The sequence below is a fragment of the Enterococcus sp. DIV1096b genome, from assembly GCF_050498765.1.
GTDB classification, from domain to species: Bacteria; Bacillota; Bacilli; order Lactobacillales; family Enterococcaceae; genus Enterococcus_D; species Enterococcus_D entomosocium.
Genome location: NZ_JBMHEK010000001.1, coordinates 123302 through 141081 on the forward strand (window position 1 = coordinate 123302; position 17780 = coordinate 141081).

General features: G+C 46.5%; 22 protein-coding genes. All 22 read left to right on the forward strand.

Translation table 11 applies throughout. The features are described from left to right. Positions 1–3: 3 nt before the first annotated feature. The 22 genes from IGJ17_RS00555 (at position 4) to IGJ17_RS00660 (ending at position 17769) form a co-directional block, all read left to right on the forward strand. Positions 4–435 carry a flagellar hook capping FlgD N-terminal domain-containing protein gene (locus tag IGJ17_RS00555; protein WP_003129052.1) on the forward strand — a complete coding sequence of 144 codons (432 nt, stop codon included), beginning with the start codon at positions 4–6 and terminating at the stop codon, positions 433–435. Then, positions 432–794: a flagellar protein gene (locus IGJ17_RS00560; RefSeq protein ID WP_429961016.1), complete on the forward strand. Its 363-nt coding sequence runs from the start codon at positions 432–434 to the stop codon at positions 792–794. Before IGJ17_RS00555 ends, IGJ17_RS00560 begins: the two co-directional genes overlap by 4 nt. 78 nt (positions 795–872) lie before the next feature. Next, a complete protein-coding gene (locus IGJ17_RS00565) occupies positions 873–1769 on the forward strand; it encodes a flagellar hook-basal body complex protein (RefSeq protein WP_005232786.1) in 897 nt (298 codons plus the stop codon). Positions 1770–1804: 35 nt separating this feature from the next. Then, positions 1805–2002 (forward strand): flagellar FlbD family protein, encoded by a 198-nt coding sequence (locus IGJ17_RS00570; RefSeq protein WP_005226609.1) that lies wholly within the window; start codon positions 1805–1807, stop codon positions 2000–2002. Between the two features lie 11 nt (positions 2003–2013). Further along, positions 2014–2517 (forward strand): flagellar basal body-associated FliL family protein, encoded by a 504-nt coding sequence (locus IGJ17_RS00575; RefSeq protein WP_008376623.1) that lies wholly within the window; start codon positions 2014–2016, stop codon positions 2515–2517. A 14-nt stretch (positions 2518–2531) separates the two neighbouring features. Further along, positions 2532–2897: a flagellar biosynthetic protein FliO gene (locus IGJ17_RS00580; protein WP_008376622.1), complete on the forward strand. Its 366-nt coding sequence runs from the start codon at positions 2532–2534 to the stop codon at positions 2895–2897. After that, a complete protein-coding gene (gene fliP, locus IGJ17_RS00585) occupies positions 2894–3658 on the forward strand; it encodes a flagellar type III secretion system pore protein FliP (protein ID WP_128488752.1) in 765 nt (254 codons plus the stop codon). The genes IGJ17_RS00580 and fliP overlap by 4 nt, the downstream gene beginning before the upstream one ends. Positions 3659–3683: 25 nt before the next feature. Then, a complete protein-coding gene (fliQ, locus tag IGJ17_RS00590; protein ID WP_005232782.1) occupies positions 3684–3947 on the forward strand; it encodes a flagellar biosynthesis protein FliQ in 264 nt (87 codons plus the stop codon). Between the two features lie 12 nt (positions 3948–3959). Then, a complete protein-coding gene (gene fliR / locus IGJ17_RS00595; protein WP_429961017.1) occupies positions 3960–4709 on the forward strand; it encodes a flagellar biosynthetic protein FliR in 750 nt (249 codons plus the stop codon). Between the two features lie 30 nt (positions 4710–4739). After that, entirely contained in the window at positions 4740–5807 is a 1068-nt protein-coding gene (locus IGJ17_RS00600) for an EscU/YscU/HrcU family type III secretion system export apparatus switch protein (protein ID WP_005232780.1), read from the forward strand. A gap of 19 nt (positions 5808–5826) precedes the next feature. Next, complete coding sequence (gene flhA / locus IGJ17_RS00605; protein ID WP_005232779.1) at positions 5827–7902, forward strand: flagellar biosynthesis protein FlhA; 2076 nt, start codon at positions 5827–5829, stop codon at positions 7900–7902. A gap of 30 nt (positions 7903–7932) precedes the next feature. After that, entirely contained in the window at positions 7933–8640 is a 708-nt protein-coding gene (locus tag IGJ17_RS00610) for a sigma-70 family RNA polymerase sigma factor (RefSeq protein WP_015508736.1), read from the forward strand. After that, complete coding sequence (locus tag IGJ17_RS00615) at positions 8637–9338, forward strand: flagellar hook-basal body protein (protein WP_016611606.1); 702 nt, start codon at positions 8637–8639, stop codon at positions 9336–9338. Before IGJ17_RS00610 ends, IGJ17_RS00615 begins: the two co-directional genes overlap by 4 nt. Positions 9339–9348: 10 nt before the next feature. Further along, the gene (locus tag IGJ17_RS00620; protein ID WP_008376613.1) at positions 9349–10131 is read left to right on the forward strand and encodes a flagellar hook-basal body protein; all 783 of its coding nucleotides are present in this window, start codon (positions 9349–9351) and stop codon (positions 10129–10131) included. Positions 10132–10143: 12 nt separating this feature from the next. Further along, on the forward strand, positions 10144–10854 hold the full coding sequence (locus tag IGJ17_RS00625) for a cell division ATP-binding protein FtsE (protein WP_144330749.1): 711 nt from the start codon (positions 10144–10146) through the stop codon (positions 10852–10854). Positions 10855–11008: 154 nt separating this feature from the next. After that, positions 11009–12304: a methyl-accepting chemotaxis protein gene (locus tag IGJ17_RS00630; RefSeq protein ID WP_008376610.1), complete on the forward strand. Its 1296-nt coding sequence runs from the start codon at positions 11009–11011 to the stop codon at positions 12302–12304. Positions 12305–12322: 18 nt separating this feature from the next. Continuing rightward, positions 12323–12826: a chemotaxis protein CheW gene (locus tag IGJ17_RS00635; protein WP_005232772.1), complete on the forward strand. Its 504-nt coding sequence runs from the start codon at positions 12323–12325 to the stop codon at positions 12824–12826. Further along, on the forward strand, positions 12798–13307 hold the full coding sequence (locus tag IGJ17_RS00640; protein ID WP_005226629.1) for a chemotaxis protein CheD: 510 nt from the start codon (positions 12798–12800) through the stop codon (positions 13305–13307). The genes IGJ17_RS00635 and IGJ17_RS00640 overlap by 29 nt, the downstream gene beginning before the upstream one ends. Before the next feature lie 15 nt (positions 13308–13322). Continuing rightward, positions 13323–14333, forward strand: a complete 1011-nt coding sequence (gene cheB / locus IGJ17_RS00645; RefSeq protein WP_151195379.1) for a chemotaxis-specific protein-glutamate methyltransferase CheB — start codon at positions 13323–13325, stop codon at positions 14331–14333. 5 nt (positions 14334–14338) lie between these two features. Then, complete coding sequence (locus IGJ17_RS00650; RefSeq protein ID WP_034878173.1) at positions 14339–15112, forward strand: CheR family methyltransferase; 774 nt, start codon at positions 14339–14341, stop codon at positions 15110–15112. A gap of 21 nt (positions 15113–15133) precedes the next feature. Continuing rightward, on the forward strand, positions 15134–17185 hold the full coding sequence (locus tag IGJ17_RS00655; RefSeq protein ID WP_086372514.1) for a chemotaxis protein CheA: 2052 nt from the start codon (positions 15134–15136) through the stop codon (positions 17183–17185). Beyond that, positions 17182–17769, forward strand: coding sequence for a chemotaxis protein CheC (locus IGJ17_RS00660; RefSeq protein WP_005226634.1), 588 nt, complete (start codon positions 17182–17184; stop codon positions 17767–17769). The genes IGJ17_RS00655 and IGJ17_RS00660 overlap by 4 nt, the downstream gene beginning before the upstream one ends. Positions 17770–17780: the final 11 nt, after the last annotated feature.

Here is a 17780-nt window from a genome sequence, read left to right on the forward strand (position 1 = left end):
CCTATGGCAGATGAAATTACAGCAGCTGCGGCCGGTATTGCCAATACATCGGCATTAACGCAAACAAAAAAATCTTCAGATATCTCCATGGATGATTTTTTGAAGATCTTAGCAGCATCTATGAGCAACCCATCGATGGGAGGCAGCGATTCTTCTGGTGGTGGTAGCACCGACTATATCTCGCAACTGGTTCAATTTACGACCTTAGAGAGCTTGAATGAATTGAGCGAAACGTTGACGACCTCGGTGATTTTACAGCAACAGCAGCAAGCTTTTAGCTTGATCAATAAACAAGTCACTCTGATGGACGGCACAGAAACATTGTCAGGAACCATCGAAAAGGTCCGCTTTGCCAATGGCTACGCCACGATCGTCGTAAATGGCAAAGAATACAGTATGAGTGCGATCCAAGAGATTGGCGGCGAAGCAAAATGAGTTTGACGATTCAACAGGGGCTGCAAAAAGTTGCCGAGGAGCCTTATCAAAATCCCCGCAAAGCCGTGGACAAACAAGCCTTCTCTTCAATGCTTGAACAAAAACAAAACGACATCAAAGTCTCGCACCATGCGCAAAAGCGTTTGACCGCAAGGGAATTGACCTTACAAGACGATGATTACCAATCCCTTTCAACGGCGCTTAGCGAGCTAGCGGAAAAAGGCAGCAAAGAATCACTGCTTGTTTACAAAGATATGGGCTTGATCGCCGATGTCCATTCACGAACCATCATTACGGCGATGGGGATGAATGAGCTTCACACCGTCACCAATATTGACAGCGCCACATTTATCAAATAGCAGCTGGACTGAAAAGGGGCTGCAAGTATTTTCTGAATGACAGAGGAAAATACGCCAACCATAAGGAGGAAAATAAGCATGTTACGATCATTATATTCAGGTGTCAGTGGAATGAAAAATCTTCAAACGAAAATGGACGTGGTTTCAAATAATATCGCCAACGTCAATACGGTCGGGTTCAAATCAAGTCGAGTCCTTTTCCAAGACATGATGAGCCAAACGATGTCTAACGCAACTGCACCAGGCAACGGCTTAGGCGGGATCAATGCAACGCAGATCGGTTTAGGGGTTCAGACGGGCTCCATCGATACCATCAATACAGTCGGTGCCCCGCAATCGACTGGTCGCAGCATGGATTTTTATATCAGCGGACAAGGCTACTTTATGGTACAAGGACCAGGAGCAAATGGCGAAACCTATTACACACGAGATGGCGCATTTGTTCGCGACAGCAACGGAACCTTGACCAATAGTGATGGGATGCAAGTCTTAGGTCGTTCAGTCAATGGCGGTCAACCAGTTGTCTATGATGACAACTTTGATGAAAACACGGCATTGAGCGGACAAGGTGCGGTATCTCCCTTGTCGATCCCAAGCACACTGACCGTCAATGGGGAAACCTTGACCTATAACTCCATGGCAATCGATGCCAATGGCTTAGTGTTGGCAAAATACGGCAATCAAACCTTTGTGATGGGAAAAGTCGGTGTCGCAACCTTCAATAACCCAGAAGGCTTAGAAAAAGTCGGCGGCAACAACTATATCCAAACCAGCAACTCAGGAAATGCGATCGTTGCAGGCCCCGGCAATAATGGAGCGGGAACGCTGCAAGCAGGTGCCTTGGAAATGTCGAATGTCGATCTTTCGACAGAATTTACCGAAATGATCATTGCGAGCCGTGCCTATCAAGCAAATTCAAGAAGTATTACGACTTCTGATGAAATGCTGCAAGAATTATTGAATCTAAAACGTTAAGAACGTGACGCTTCATCGTTGAGAGGAGTTTGACCATGATTCTAGTGACCGCATTGAATGGCAAGCCATTCTATTTAAATCCAACATTGATTTATCGGATCGAAGAAATGCCGGATACATTGATCACACTGACAGACGGCAAAACCTTAGTGGTGACGGAAGCTGCGCAAGAAGTTGCGCAGCGGGTGATCGAGTATCATACGGTGATCCATTCGAACCAAGTGAAAACGTAAGGGTGGGAAAGATGGCAAAAGAAGAAAAAGTACCAAAAGCAGAAAAAGAGAAAAAAGGCTTGAACATGGTTGTTTTACTGCCGATCCTCTTGATCGTGGTAGTCGGCGGCAGTATCGGCGGAACCTTAGTGACGAATCACTTTTTGACGGGGGAAAAAACAGCAGCTGCTGAAACAGCAAAAGACAGCAGCAAAATCTCCTCAGACGAAGCGATCGTGGCATTGGATGAATTTTTAGTCAATCTGGCAAAAGAAGACAACCAAGAGCAGCAATACATGAAGGTCAATTTATCGATTTTAGTGGCGGATGAGGAAAAAAGCGCGGAAGCCACGAAAAATGTGGCTGTCATTCGTGACAGCGTCGTAAACTTATTGCGCCAACAAAAGGCCAGCGGTATTTTGAGCTCCGCCGAAAGTGTACCGAATTTAAAAAAAGCATTGAAAGAAACAATTAATCAGGAATACGGATCAGAAATCGCCAAGGATGTTTATGTGACGGATTTAGTGATCCAATAGAAAGAGGCATGTTGATGGAAACATTTTTATCGCTGGTCAAAATGATTGGGTTTTTGCTGCTTATTCTTTATTTGATCAACATTAGTTTGAAATATTTGAATCGTTACACGAACCAGCACAATCATCAGTTGCGTATTTTGCAAAAAATCGCCGTCAGCAAGTCGTCTTCGATCGGGATCGTCCAAATCATGGACAAATGTTACGTCATGAGCTTTTCTGAACAGCAAAATCAGATCATCAAAGAGTTGACGCAAGAAGAAACGGCCGCTTTTTTACAGCAAAGCCTAGAAAGCACCCAAGTGCAAGCTGGCAAAGATTTTTCTGAATGGCTAAACAAAGCCAAGGCGGAAATTGCTGGAAAACGAGGCAAGCAAAAATGAAGATCAAAGGCAGAGATATCAAGATCATGGCTGCGGTCCTTTTCAGCAGTCTGATGCTTCCGCAGACGGCATTTGCGCTAGACACGGAAGACGTCAGTTCCACCATCAACAATTTATTGTCGAATGGGAATGGCTCAAGTGATACGATCAATACTTTCTTGTTGCTGACGCTGCTTTCCCTTTTACCAGTCTTGCTGATCATGATGACTTCTTTTACTCGTATCATCATGGTTTTGTCCTTTGTGCGCAGTTCGTTAGGTACACAGCAAAACCCGCCCAATCAAGTGTTGATCGGGTTGGCCTTATTCTTGACATTTTTTATTATGAAACCTGTGTATACCGACGTCTACCAGCAAGCGATTGAACCGTTTGATCGACAAGAGATCAGCCAAGCCGAAGCCTTTGACCGCTCAGAAAAACGGATCAAGGCCTTTATGATGGTACAGACACGGGAAAAAGACATTACCTTGTTTGCGGAAGCTGATGGGGAGACCGAAAAGTATCATTCTTCTGACGATGTTCCTCTGACCGTTATGGTACCGGCGTTTATTATCAGTGAGTTACGAACGGCTTTCAGTATCGGCTTTTTGATTTTTATCCCCTTTTTGATCATTGATCTGGTCGTCTCTAGTATCTTGATGTCGATGGGGATGATGATGCTGTCGCCGATCATGATCTCACTGCCCTTCAAGATCTTACTTTTTGTTTTAGTGGATGGCTGGTATCTGATCGTGGAGTCGCTGATCAAGAGCTTTCAATAGCCGCTAAGAAAGGAGCCAAGAGGAAATGACAGTAGAAATGGTACTTGATGTGCTAAGGGAAGCCTTTCTTCGAATTCTAGCGATATCTGGCCCCGCCTTATTGGTCGGCATGCTCGTTGGATTGGTGATCAGTATTTTTCAAGCCACTACCCAAATCCAAGAACAAACGTTGAGCTTTGTGCCGAAACTATTAGCGATTTTTTTGACTTTGATCTTAGCGGGAAATTTTATGCTGAATCTCTTGTTGAATTTTACCGAAATGATCTTCAAAATGATTGCGGCAATGTAAGGAGGAAACCTGATGGCGACGATTCAAGCGACGGTGTTGATTTTTTGTCGAATATTGGCGTTTGTCGTCCTTTGTCCGATCTTCTTACAGCAAAATTTTCCGTCACTGGCAAAAATCGTGATTGGCATGGCGTTGACGGTCCTATGTCTGCCGACGGCACCTGCGATTCCCGAGCTTTCCCTCTTTATGCTGACGGTTTTCGTCATCAAAGAAGTACTGTTTGGGATGGCGATGGGCTATTTGAGCCAGCTGGTCTTTACCGGCGTGGAAATTGCGGGCCAATTGATCGACTTTCAAGTAGGCTTTTCGATGGCGCAAGCCTATGATCCGACGTTGCAAATCGCCTCTTCCCAGTATGGCAAAACGTACTATTGGCTGACGATCGCTGTGTTTTTTGGTCTTGATCTGCATCATCGACTGATCACAGCACTGCTGTTGTCTTTTCGGATCGTGCCCTTAGGCTCTGTGGTGATCCAAGGCACGACGGTTGAAGGCATCGTCAAACTTTTCAGCCAAATGATGGTGATGGCAGTCAATCTTGCGGCACCAATGATCATTGCGCTGCTGTTGGTGGACCTCGTGCTAGGTGTGATCTCTCGTTCGATCCCCCAGATCAATATTTTGATGATGAGTCTCTCGATGAAAACTGCCATCAGTTTTGTGGTGTTTCTCTTGCTATTACCCAATGTCCTTTCGTACTTAGGCAAACACTTGCCAGATACGGTCCGCTACTTGCAGGAGTTTATCGAGTCCTTTCAATAAAGTAACAGGCAGCCAGCAGGAGGTGAGAAGATGGCAGAAAAAGATGGCAAAACCGAGCTACCCAGTGCCAAGCGGCTGCGGGATGCCCGCAAACGCGGGGAGGTACCTAAGACCCAGGAATTAGCAGCTGCTGTTTCGCTGCTGGTCTTCTCATTTTTGATCCTGTCTTTATGGCAGTTTTTCGCCGCTTCTTTTTTGCCTTATTTTTCCCAAAGTTTGGCGCAGCTGGCTGATTATCAAACCAGTTTGGCGGATCTGCCAAAACTGGGGGTGCAGAGTATCTTGCTGCTGCTTTTGTTGTGTGCGCCCGTCTTTCTGGTTGCGCTCGGAGTCGGGCTTATCACGAATTATGCCCAAGTCGGTCTGTTGTTTTCCGGCAAGGCCATCAAACCAGATTTTAAAAAGCTGAACCCCATCAGCGGGATCAAGCAGCAATTCAGTTTGCGCTCGTTGATGAATTTAGGCAAAACATTGGCGAAATTCGGCGTGATCGTCTACTTGTGCTATCAACAATTTTTAGCCGCCGTCCCTGTTTTACTGGGTTTGAGTGAAGTGGGGTTGGAAAAAACGATCCTGTTCATGCTGCTGCGGGCCAAAGAATTGTTTTTACAGATCTCGATTTTCTTGATCATTTTAGCCGTAGTCGACTACGGCTACCAGCGCTATAGCCATCGTAAGAACTTGATGATGAGCAAGCAGGAAGTCAAAGAAGAGTTCAAGCAAATGGAAGGTGATCCGCAAGTCAAAGCACAGCGCAAAGCGAAGTACCGTGCGATGACCCAAAATGCCATCGCCAACGTCAAAGAAGCGACGGTTTTGATCACCAATCCGACCCACTTCGCCATTGCGATTCGTTACGATGCCAGCAGTGAAGGGGTGCCTCGGGTCTTGGCCAAAGGGGCAGATCAGCTGGCGCAGCGGATGAAAGCAGAAGCCCTGAAAGAAAATATCCCACAGATCGAAAACCGTGAAGTGGCACGGGCCCTTTATCGTCAAGTAGAACCCGGGGATCTGATCCCTGTTGAAATGTATGAAGCCATTGCCGAAATCATCGCTTTGGTCTATCAGTTAGAAGAAAGCCAACGCGGCAAGATTTAAGGAAACAGGAGGAACAAAAATGAATGAGGCTGCCTCAAAACCGAAAAAAGGCATTGGTCTGGCGGATATCTTAATCTCGGTGATCGTCCTAGCTATTATTGGTTTGATTATTATTCCATTACCGAGTGCATTATTAGATATTTTGATCATTATCAATTTGACGATTGCGATCAACATTTTACTGATCACCCTGTTTACCAAATCAGTGTTGGAATTCACTACGTTTCCAACTTTGCTGCTGATCACAACGATGTTTCGTTTAGGTTTGAACCTATCTTCCACTCGTTTGATCTTGACCCAAGGAAATGGCGGACACGTGATCGATGCCTTTGCCAATGTCGTTGCCGGCAGCAATTATATCGTGGGGATCATTTTGTTCGTGATCATCATGGTCGTTCAGCTAGTCGTCGTGACCAATGGTGCAGGGCGTGTCTCAGAGGTGACTGCTCGATTCACATTGGATGCGATGCCCGGCAAGCAAATGGCGATCGATTCCGACCTAAATGCCGGTTTGATCACGGAAGCGGATGCCCGCAAACGACGAAAAGATCTGCAGCGAGAAGCTGATTTCTTTGGTTCGATGGATGGTGCCAGCAAGTTTGTCAAAGGGGATGCGATCGCAGGGATCTTGATCACTGTCATCAATTTAGTCGGCGGGGCGATCATTTTCTCCATGGGGGGACAAATGACCGTCATGGAAGCCTTCGCCCAATTCGGGAAACTGGCGATCGGGGATGGCTTGGTCAGCTCGATTCCCTCTTTATTGATTTCGATTGCTTCTGGGGTGATCGTGACTCGTTCTGATAACGATAGTTCCTTTGGTTTAGATATTGCGGCAGATGTGATGCGTAATCCCCAACTGTTTCGGATCGTGGGGGCGATTCTCTTCGTCTTAGCCTTAGTTCCTGGGTTTCCTTTTGTGCCTTTTGTGTTGATTGGCTTAGGCCTTTTCGCAGCCAGCTTTCTGGTGACGCAAAAAGAAGAAAAGCAGCGAGTGGAACAAAAACAATGGGAACAAAAATTGGCACTGGAACGCAAAAAAGAAGCACAGGAAGAAGACGATTCCGTGGCTTCCTTCCAAGTGGAACCAATCTCAGTGGAAATCGGTTATGGTCTGATCCCTATCGTGGATAGTTCGATCGACAACAGCTTGATGAACCGCATCGTGGCGATCCGTAAACAGAGTGCTAGAGAATTAGGGATCTTAGTCAGTCCCGTTCGTATTCGCGACAATCTCTATTTGGATGCCAACGATTACGTGATCAAGATCCGCGGCAACGAAGTCGGCCGCGGCGATATTTACCCGAATAAAGTCATGGTGATCAGCCCGAATGAAGAGCCGTTTCCTTTTCAAGGAATCGCAACAAAAGAACCAGCCTTTCATCTGGATGCTATGTGGATCGATGAATCCGATAAGGAGATGGCGGATCTGCAAGGGTTTACGATTATCGAGCCGTTGACCGTGATCGCAACACACTTAAAAGAAATCATCTATGCCCATGCACCAGAGCTGTTAGGTCGCCAAGAAGTCAAGAAATTATTGGAGGGCATCAAAGAGCAGTACAATGTCGTGATCGATGAATTGATCCCCGATATTTTACGGCTCGGCGAGGTCCAAAAAGTTTTACAAAATTTATTGGATGAGCAAATTCCCATCAATGACTTAGCAACGATCTTAGAAACTTTAGCCGATTACGGCGTTGTCACGAAAGACGTAGAAGTTTTGACAGAATATGTCCGCCAAGCATTGAAACGGACGATCGCTGCCAAGTATGCCAATGAGAACCACGAGCTGCAAGTGGCGGTGATCCAGCCGAAACTAGAAGAAATCATCGCTCAAAGTATCCAAAAAACCGCAACTGGCTCGTACCCGGTCTTAAAACCAGATACCGTGACCAAGCTGTTGGATTCCATCAGTGGGATCCAACATGCAGCGATCGCTCAAAATATCAATTTCGTGATTCTGGCATCGCCTAAGATCCGGTTAGCATTCAAAAAAATGATCGTTTTTAATTTCCCAGATATCGCCGTTCTTTCTCTGAATGAGATTCCCAATGAAATTGCGATCGAAACGGTGGGCAGTATTGACATTTAAGCAGAATTTTCTTAGGAAGGGGCATCGCCGATGTATGAAGTCGATCGAGAAGCGGAGATCATCAAGTATCTGCCGCTAGTGGAACGGGTGGTTCAGCGCCTGTCTATCAAAACCGCCGATTATGAATCAGGCGATCTCTACAATATTGGGGTGATTGGGCTGATGGATGCCTTGCGGAAATTCGATCCCTCAAAAAAAGTTCCTTTTGAAAGCTATGCAGCGATTCGCATCAAAGGGGCTATCATTGATGAAGTACGCAAGCACGCCAAAATCTCCCGTTACAAAATGGCGGCAGTCAATCAGTTTTATCAAGCGCGGCAAGAGTTGGAGCAAAGCCTCAAAAGAGAAGCGACCGACACCGAGATCTGCAAACAGTTGGGAATCAACCAAAGTCAACTAGCGGATATTTATGAGAGTCTGCACTACTTAGCCAGCGTCTCTTTGGAAGATACCTTGTTTGCTTACCAAGAAGAAGGCATGACGTTAAAAGATATGGTTCGAGATCCTGCCGAGAATGTCGAAGATACCTTGGTCGCCGAAGAAAAACGCACCGCTTTGGTTGCGTGCATCAAAAAATTAGGGGAACGGGAACAATTGATTTTAAGTTTGTACTATACCGAAGAACTGACGTTAAAAGAAATCGCTGAAATCTTAGAAGTCTCGATTCCGCGAGTTTCACAAATTCATGGCAAAACGATTGCCAAATTGCGCACATTGATTGAGGAGGAACTGGCATGATTCGAGGACTGGATGTCTTATCACGGAACATTTCATTATTACAAAAGCGACAAGAGACGACGAGCGGCAATATTGCCAATGTCAATACAACAGGGTATCAAGCAAAAACCTTATTCCAGTCGACGCTAGACGAAGTGGCATTGCATAATTACCAAAGCGGGCCCAATGCGGATACCCGCCGTGACATCGGTGGATTGTCTTTAGGGACCCAATTGGCAGGCAGTACCATCAGTCAAGACCAAGGTGCTGTCAAACAGACGGGACAAGCCAGTGATTTTGCACTGCTTTCCGAAGGCTACTTTGTCGTTCAAAACAATGCGGGTCAGCGGTTGTATACGAGAAATGGCGACTTTACTGTCAATCAGCAGAATCAATACGTGACACAAGAAGGCTATCTTGTCTTGGGTGCCAATGGACAAGCAGTCAGCGCCTTAGGACCAGCGAACTTTCAGATCCAAACATTCCCCCAAGAAGCATTGACTACAGATGGTCAAAACTACGTGACTAGCAACGCAGCAGGAACCACGGTGAATGCACCAGTGATCCAACAAGGTGCCTTAGAACAAGCCAATGTAGCGGTTGCCGATGAAATGGTGGCGATGATCCAGACTTCTCGGGAATTTGAAGCCAATCAGAAAGTCTTAAGTTCAACGAATCAGACATTGCAAAAAGCGGTCAACGAATTAGGAAAGATTTGAGGATGAGTCAATGAATATCAGTGGATTATTAGGAATCAGCCGTTCTGGGATGAATCATTTGCAGACAAACTTAGACACGACAGCCAACAATATTGCCAACGTCAATACCAATGGCTACCAAGCACAAACGACGCACTTTCAAGCATTGATGGAAAATGCCATCGGTGCAGAAGAAACGCTGTTTAATGGCAACGCCGCCCAATATGGTGCGTCAATGGGGGCGAAGGCAACCACGACCACCAGTTTTGCCCAAGGCAATCTGGCGGGCACTGCTCAGCCATTAGATCTCGCGATCCAAGGCAATGGCTTTTTCGGGGTTCGGGACCAAACCGGTCAATTGCTGCTAAGTCGAGCAGGCAATTTTCATTTAAGTGAGAACAAGCAATTAGTCAATAGTGAAGGGTACCCTGTGGCAATGACCACAAACGTACCGACCGCGCAGTGGCCAGATGCGCAGCAAATCGCAATAGATGCCAGCGGTCAGTTGACGACGGAAGAAAATGGTCAGACTCGCGTGTTGGGACAGCTGACCCTTTATCAGCCGACGAATACAGAAAACATCACGTCAGTGGGCAACCAACTGTACAGTGCCGGTGATCAAGCGTTGCTTACTTCGCAAACCAATCCGGCAGCCTTTGGCAGCGTGTTGCAAGGACAGTTAGAACAGTCGACGGTGGATCTAGCGACTTCCATGACAGACTTGTTAACGACCCAGCGTGCGTATGGATTGAATACGAAAGCCATGCAGACAGCTGATGAGATGTGGTCCGTGATCAATCGTTTTACAGATTAGAGGAGAAAGAACATGATTCGCTTAACCAAGGTCAGTAAAAAATTCAGCAATGGTACGTTGGCATTGGCCGATATTTCTGTTGCGATCCCTCAAGGAGAATTTATCTATGTGGTGGGTCCCAGTGGTGCCGGCAAATCGACATTATTCAAATTGCTCTTGAAAGAAGAAGAGCTTTCGGCTGGTTCTATCCAAGTCGGCAATGTCTTGTTGGAACAACTCAAAGACCGTCATCTCTATATGATTCGACGACAAGTCGGTATCGTCGGACAAGAAGACCTTTTGCTTCCTTATCTGACGGTTGCCAAAAACGTTGACTATGCGATGCAAGTACTAGGCACTCCCCGTAAGCTGCGTCAGGAAAAAACCGCCAAAGCACTGCAACTGGTGGGTATGTTTCCTCAAAAGGATCACTATCCTGAAGAGCTTTCCGTGGGACAGCGCAAAAAAGTAGCGATCGCGCGGGCGATCGTCACAGAGCCAGCAGTCTTGATCGCCGATGAGCCCACCGCCAATCTGGATGCGAAATCAGCCGTTGAAGTCATGAAACTACTCTTGCGGATCAATCAAGTCGGTGCCACGATCCTCTTGGCGACCCACGACAGTACGATGGTCAATACGGTCCGTAATCGGGTGGTCGAGCTGCAAAACGGTCGCTTGGTTCGTGATGAATACCAAGGCGGCTATACGCGCTTTGCTGATCCAAAAGATACATATGTCTGGTGAAGATGCTTAACTTTTCTAGCAAAAGATCCGATTAAAGAACTAGAAGATTGTTTTCATAATCGGATAAAGAAGGAGTGACCCAACGATTATCAAGTGAAGAGCGAATCTTGATAAACAGCACGACTGATCATTTTGCATAGGAAAGGATACTGTTATGAAGAAGAAGGTACAAGCTATCATCAAAAAAATCCGCTTGGCGGCGTTGATTCCGCTAGGGTTTACCCTGATCGTATTATTAGGATGCTATTTCTTCGTGATCCGCACCCACGGAGACGGACAAGCAGCAAAAAGTTTCTTTATTTTTTCAGTGATCGTATTGCTGCTAGAAATCGCAGTGTTAGTAGGAATGACCTATTTGGTAAAAAAAGAGACCCACTCGGGCATGGATACGTTGTTGACAGAACTAGAAGCAGTTGGTTCTGGTGATCTGTCGCATATCGATGAGATCGGCAGCAGCGACCAAAATTCCCTTTTTGGGCAAGTTCAAAATCGTTTTCAAGGGGTTTTAAACACCTTCAAAGCGGTGATCGTTGGCATGCACGAAGAAAGCAGCCGAATGGAAAAAATGGTAGGCGGCCTAACGACAACCTCAAAAAATGCCAAAAATTCAATTGAAAATGTGCGTCAGACGATGAATGCCATCGCAGATGCCACTAGTTCACAAGCCTCCGAAGCGGAACAAACCTCCTTTGATATGGACGAGCTAGCCTTAAGTATCGAAGAGATCCACAAAGAGATCGAATTGATGAACGGCTATGTGGGTCAATCCCAAAGCAGCAATGTCCACAATTCAGAAATGATGTTCCATGTATTTGAAAGCTGGGAGATCGAACGGCAAAACCAAGCGGAATTAGTGGAAAGCATGAACGACATGAACGAAGATGTCCAAAGCATCGGTAAGATCGTTCAGCTGATCAATGACATTTCTGATCAGACCAACTTACTGGCATTGAATGCATCCATCGAAGCAGCTCGAGCTGGAGAAGCGGGCCGAGGGTTTGCCATCGTTGCGGAAGAAGTCCGCAGCTTGGCGGAACAAAGCAGTCAATCAACGAAAAGCATTCGTTCGATCATTGAAACGATCCGCAAAAAATCGGAAAAAGTGGTCTCTGCAGTGACGGATTCCTTTGAAAGCGGCGAAAAACAAACCAACAATATCAACAAAGCGATCGAGTCAGCCAATGAGATCTCTGATATTGTAGAAAAATTGGTTTCAAGTATTCAAGCCGTGGAAGCCCATATTACCGGGATCGTTGAGAAAAAAGACATGGTTCAAGTTTCCGTCAGCAACATTTCGGCTGCTGTTTCGGAAACCTCTGCCGGCACCCAAGAAGTAACGGCAAACTTAGAAGACTTCTACTTAGTCATCGAAGACTTTGAACGGAATGTGCAAGAGATCGAAACGATCGCCACTATCCTTAAATTCCAAGTGGATAGTTTCAAATTCTAAAAAGGAGCAGTGACGCCAATGGAACAATACGTTGTATTTAAAAGTCATCAACAACTCTTTGCCTTGCGTATCGACTATGTGGTACGGGTCATTGAGGCTGCTTCTTTTACACAGCTGCCGGAAGTGGCGGATTTCGTGTTGGGGATCCAGCCTTTTGAAGAGGCAATGGTTCCGATCATTGACATCCGCAAAAAGCTGTTTGATGAATTTACGCCGGAAACTGGGCAAAATGTGGTCTTGTTGTGTCACTGGCAAGAGCAAGCGATCGGCCTTTACGTGGAAGAGATCGTCGGCATTTTACCGCTAGTTGAAAGTCCCAGCAATGCGGAATTAAATACGTCAGGACTCAAGCAAAACTATATCGAAGCCTTTTTGGAAAAAGACGATGAACTTGTGCTGGCATTGGAGCTGCCATTTCTCTTCAGCTATGAACAAGCCGCTGAGATGACGGCTGAGTTAGACGCCTATCAGACAGAGGAATTGGCAGCCGCCAATGACGATGACAATGATGACCGTGAATGAGGAACTGCATGTGGGGATCTCGGAGTATAAGATCGCCCAAGCGCCAACGCGTTTGATCACGGTGGGTTTAGGTTCTTGCATCGGCACGATCATTTACGATGAAGCCAGTCATATCGGCGGCTTGAGTCATATTATGCTGCCAGATAGTCAGCCTTTTTTGCACAAGCGGGAAATCAAGCCCGAGAAGTTTGCGGATTTGGCATTGCCGGCGATGGTGGCTGAGCTGGAACAAAAGATCCGTCGGCCTCGCTTTCAAGCGAAAATCGTTGGCGGCGCCAATATGTTTCAGTTCCAGACGCTTAACGCTGCCAGCAATATTGGCCAGCGCAATATTGAAGCCGTCGAGGAAGTCTTGGCTCGGCTAAACATTCCGATCGTGGCCAAACATGTTGGCGGCAGTGCTGGTCGAACGATGATCGTGGATCTTCAGGATTTCAAGACCATGGTTCGGCAAGTCAAACAAGAAATCGTTTATTTGTAAAAGGAGTACAGGGATATGAAAAAAGTAATGATCGTCGATGATTCGGCATTCATGCGGAAAGTAGTGACAGATTTATTGAATCAGCTGCCTGATATCGAAGTGACCGTCGCTGCCCGCAATGGCAAACAAGCATTGGACTATCTGACCAAAGAAGCGATCGATTTGGTAGTAATGGATGTGGAGATGCCTGTGATGAACGGATTAGAGACCTTGCGGAGGATGAAACAGCAATCAGCCATTCCCGTCATCATGCTTAGTTCATTAACCAATCAAGAAACCACGATTGAGGCATTGGCGCTAGGCGCCCGAGATTTTGTCGAAAAACCGGTCAGTCTATCGATGATCGAAAAAGAATGGATCGCTGAATTTCATCAAAAAATTTTGGCGATGGATCATGAAGCCGGCACGGTTCAAACCCTGATGCCAACGATTGCCCAGCCCACTAAGCTGACGCAAAACAGCTTGCCGGTATCACTTGATGCGCTAGTCATTGGTGCTTCAACAGGCGGACCGCGTGCCTTGCTGGGGATAATCCGCCGTTTGCCTGCGCGTTTGCGTTGTCCCATTTTGATTGTTCAGCATATGCCTGCGGGATTTACGGCTTCCTTTGCAAAGCGCTTAGACACAGAGACAACCGTCCGAGTACAAGAAGCAGTCGATGGCATGCGGATCGAAAATCAAGTGTATCTTTGCCCAGGGGATTACCACATGACGGTCAAACAAGGGCACTTGCAACTGGACCAGCGAGAAAAACGACATGGGACGCGGCCAACCGTCGATTATCTTTTTTCCTCAGCAGCTGACTACTATGGCCCGCAACTAGCGGCAATCGTTTTGACGGGGATGGGAAAAGACGGCACCGCTGGCTTACGACAGATTCAAGCGGCTGGGGGCTATACGATCGTTCAAGACAAAGAAACGTGTACAGTCTTTGGGATGCCGCGGTATGCCATTGAACAAGGAGTCGTGGATGAAGTCCTGCCGTTGCAGGGCATTGAAGCAAAAATTGCACAGATGGTCAGGTGAAGAAGATGGAAGAAGAATTTGCCTTATTTAATGCGTGGGTGGATCGCCGATTAGGGATTCCATTAGCCGCATACAAAGAAAATCAAATGCAGCGCCGCATCCTTACGATCATGGAAAACAGCGGGGCAAAAACGTTGAGGGAATACCAGCAGTTGATCGAAGGAGATGAAGGGGTGCGGGCGGCTTTTTTAGCCCATATCACCATTAACGTAACGGAATTTTATCGCAACAAAGAACTGTTTGACGCCTTTGAACGCGTCTTGAAAACCATTGTTCTCCCGAAAACTACGCTGCCAAAAATTTGGAGTGCCGCATGTTCGATTGGGGCAGAACCCTATACGATCGCCATGCTGCTAGAAAAAAACCAAATTGCCGCAGCCAATGTCTTGGCCACCGATATCGATACGCAAATTTTGGCAAAAGCCAAGCAAGGACTCTATCGAGACCACGAATTGCGGAATGTCTCAGCGGCAGAACGTACCCGTTTTTTTGATGCAAAAGAAAAGAACCAGTTTCAGATCAAACCAGAAATCAAACGGCGAGTTCATTTTAAGCAACACGATCTTTTGAAAGACCCGTACAATGGGCCTTTTGATGTGATCGTTTGCCGCAATGTGACGATTTATTTCAAAAGTGATGCTCGGGATGCCGTCTATCAAAAATTCAGCGATGCATTGGTGCCAGGGGGCATTTTGTTTACGGGAGCGACAGAAACGATCAATTTTGCGGAACAATTCGGTCTCAAGAAAATCGATTCGTTTATCTATCAAAAAGTATAATTTTGTAAAGGAGGGACCCATTTGGATGACAATAGTGTCTATCGTACCCTTTTCTTTGAAGAAACAGACGATCATTTAGCGCAGTTGAATGATCATGTCTTGCAATTGGAAAACGATCCAAAAGATAGCGCCTTGCTGAATGATATTTTCCGTTCTGCCCATACCCTTAAAGGGATGGCGGCAACGATGGGCTATGACGTCATGACGCAGCTGACCCATAAAATGGAAAATATTTTTGAGTTATTTAAAACAGGGACCTTGCAAGTGACCCAGCAATCGATCTCATTGATTTTCAAATGTCTGGATCGCCTGTCAGAACTTGTGGAGGACTTGCGGGAAGAACGCGACCTGCAGCCAGCTCAAATTGCCGATTTATTGGCCGAACTTGACCAAACGGAACATTCTGGCGGTATATCAACCGAGACAGAAGCAAACCAAAAACCCACCGCAGTGGGCGCGTTAACCCCACAGCTTCAACAGATCGATCCTTCTGATCTGTATGTGATCGAGCAAGCGGCTGGAGATGGCTATCAAGCGGTCCAAATTGCTGTTCGCTTAGATGCCCAATCCATGTTAAAAGGTGCTCGTGCCTTCTTGATCATGGAAAAGCTTGGCCAAGCAGGGGATGTTCTCTATACAGAACCAGATGCCCAAACACTCGAAGAAGGCACCTTTGAATCAGATTTTTCACTGCTGTATTTGACGCAGCAAACACTGGCTGATGTCGAGCAAAACATCGCCAGCAATAGTGAGATCGAAGCCTTCGTGGTGGCACCGTTTGATCCTTCAGCTGCTGTGTTGGAGGAGGCAGAAGAGCTGCTTCAACCAGTGCCGACCCCAGAGTCAGAGACTTCTGCTCTTCAGCAAGCGACAACAGAAACGAAAGAAAAATCGCCGGCGCCCGCGCATCATGCGTCCGCCCAAAATCAATCGATCCGAGTCGACTTGAATCGCTTAGATTCATTCTTGGATCTCGTGTCCGAATTGGTGGTCTATCGCAATCAATTAGAAGATGTCAGTGAGCGGGAAAACATCGAAGCAGTCAAAGACCCCTTAGAGCAAGTTTCACGATTGACCTCTGAGCTGCAAGATTTGGTCTTACGGATCCGCATGCAGCAAGTCAATGTCGTTTTTAGTCGCTTTCCGCGAATGGTTCGGGACTTATCCAATGAACTGCAAAAGGAAATGGAACTTGTCATTTTTGGGGAAGAAACGGAATTGGATAAAACAGTGGTTTCTGAGTTGAGTGAACCTCTGGTCCATCTATTGCGTAATTCTGTCGATCACGGCATCGAAGCACCCGATGTTCGGGAAAAACTGGGCAAACCGCGCAAGGGCACGATTCGCTTGGCGGCCTACCAAGAAGGCAATCGCGTGATCATTACTTTAGAGGATGATGGCAAAGGCCTTGATCCGCAAGTAATCAAAGCAAGTGCTGAAAAGAAAGGCTTAGCAACGGAAGGTCTTTCCGATGAAGCGTTGCAGCAGCTGATTTTCCATCCTGGTTTTTCAACGGCGCAAGAAGTGACTAACATTTCTGGGCGCGGTGTCGGGATGGATGCCGTGCAATCGAAGATCACCCAACTAGGGGGCACGATCGAAATGAAGAGCCAGCCAAATAAAGGCACGCAGTTTGTGATCAAATTGCCATTGACTCTGTCGATCATTCAAGCGTTGATGGTTCGCGTCGGAGCAGAAACCTTTGCGATTCCACTAAATCTCGTCGAACGCGTGGTGATGGTCAAAGAAGAAGAGATCATCCAGACGGTCTCGGATGAGGTCTATCGTTTTCAAGAGGAGTTGATTCCCTTGGTTCGGACCGATCAACTCTTAGCGATCGAAGGCGATCCATCTGAGAAAAAATTCGCCATCATCGTCAACAATGACCAGCAATTTCACGGCATTTTGGCAGATGAGCTGATCGGCCAGCAAGAAATCGTCATCAAGAAAATCGATCCATTGCTGCAAAAGCTGAATCGCTATCAAGGGGCAACGATTATGGGCAACGGCTCGATCGCATTGATCCTAGACATTCATGCCATCTGTCAGGAAAAAAAGGATGACCGCCTATGAGTTATACAGCGCTGCAAATCGATGGCCTAAAAGAACTGATCAATATCGGCGGTGGTCACGCTGCGACTAGTTTATCAAAGCTCGTCCAACAACCGATCGATATGCGGGTACCGGAAGTCGAGATTCTAGCGTATGAGGACCTGTATCAGCAGATCATGGCGGAAGACAAAGAAGTTCATGTGGTGATGAGCCAGATCGAAGGGGCGTTTCGAGGGATCTTCTTGTTTGTCTTAACGGATGAATCCGCCGCAAAATTGCGTCAGTTGATGATCCAAGAAAGCGATCCGTCTGAAGAATTGAAGCAATCGGTCATCAACGAGTTGACTAACATTCTTACCAATTCTTTTTTGATCGCGATCGGCCAACTATTGGAAACTCAGCTGAGTGCGTCTTTACCAAGCGCCAGCTATGATTTCTTTGGCGCAGCGATCAGCTCCATCTATCTGGCGATGGCCCAGTATGATGAGCAGGTGATGGTGATTCGTAATGAGTTCGTCTACGCCAAAGAAACATTAGAGGCATCGTTATTTTTGATTCCAGAAATCGGTGTACTAGAAAACATATTTGATTCATTAGGAATTTGAAAGGGGCAAAT

Coding starts and splice junctions, on each gene's coding strand:
- IGJ17_RS00610 (WP_015508736.1), top strand. CDS start 7,933: ATGTATGAAGTCGATCGAGAAGCGGAGATCATCAAGTATCTGCCGCTA.
- IGJ17_RS00565 (WP_005232786.1), top strand. CDS start 873: ATGTTACGATCATTATATTCAGGTGTCAGTGGAATGAAAAATCTTCAA.
- IGJ17_RS00555 (WP_003129052.1), top strand. CDS start 4: ATGGCAGATGAAATTACAGCAGCTGCGGCCGGTATTGCCAATACATCG.
- flhA (WP_005232779.1), top strand. CDS start 5,827: ATGAATGAGGCTGCCTCAAAACCGAAAAAAGGCATTGGTCTGGCGGAT.
- IGJ17_RS00630 (WP_008376610.1), top strand. CDS start 11,009: ATGAAGAAGAAGGTACAAGCTATCATCAAAAAAATCCGCTTGGCGGCG.
- IGJ17_RS00600 (WP_005232780.1), top strand. CDS start 4,740: ATGGCAGAAAAAGATGGCAAAACCGAGCTACCCAGTGCCAAGCGGCTG.
- IGJ17_RS00660 (WP_005226634.1), top strand. CDS start 17,182: ATGAGTTATACAGCGCTGCAAATCGATGGCCTAAAAGAACTGATCAAT.
- IGJ17_RS00560 (WP_429961016.1), top strand. CDS start 432: ATGAGTTTGACGATTCAACAGGGGCTGCAAAAAGTTGCCGAGGAGCCT.
- IGJ17_RS00620 (WP_008376613.1), top strand. CDS start 9,349: ATGAATATCAGTGGATTATTAGGAATCAGCCGTTCTGGGATGAATCAT.
- IGJ17_RS00615 (WP_016611606.1), top strand. CDS start 8,637: ATGATTCGAGGACTGGATGTCTTATCACGGAACATTTCATTATTACAA.
- IGJ17_RS00580 (WP_008376622.1), top strand. CDS start 2,532: ATGGAAACATTTTTATCGCTGGTCAAAATGATTGGGTTTTTGCTGCTT.
- IGJ17_RS00635 (WP_005232772.1), top strand. CDS start 12,323: ATGGAACAATACGTTGTATTTAAAAGTCATCAACAACTCTTTGCCTTG.
- cheB (WP_151195379.1), top strand. CDS start 13,323: ATGAAAAAAGTAATGATCGTCGATGATTCGGCATTCATGCGGAAAGTA.
- IGJ17_RS00650 (WP_034878173.1), top strand. CDS start 14,339: ATGGAAGAAGAATTTGCCTTATTTAATGCGTGGGTGGATCGCCGATTA.
- IGJ17_RS00640 (WP_005226629.1), top strand. CDS start 12,798: ATGACGATGACAATGATGACCGTGAATGAGGAACTGCATGTGGGGATC.
- IGJ17_RS00625 (WP_144330749.1), top strand. CDS start 10,144: ATGATTCGCTTAACCAAGGTCAGTAAAAAATTCAGCAATGGTACGTTG.
- fliR (WP_429961017.1), top strand. CDS start 3,960: ATGGCGACGATTCAAGCGACGGTGTTGATTTTTTGTCGAATATTGGCG.
- fliP (WP_128488752.1), top strand. CDS start 2,894: ATGAAGATCAAAGGCAGAGATATCAAGATCATGGCTGCGGTCCTTTTC.
- IGJ17_RS00570 (WP_005226609.1), top strand. CDS start 1,805: ATGATTCTAGTGACCGCATTGAATGGCAAGCCATTCTATTTAAATCCA.
- IGJ17_RS00575 (WP_008376623.1), top strand. CDS start 2,014: ATGGCAAAAGAAGAAAAAGTACCAAAAGCAGAAAAAGAGAAAAAAGGC.
- fliQ (WP_005232782.1), top strand. CDS start 3,684: ATGACAGTAGAAATGGTACTTGATGTGCTAAGGGAAGCCTTTCTTCGA.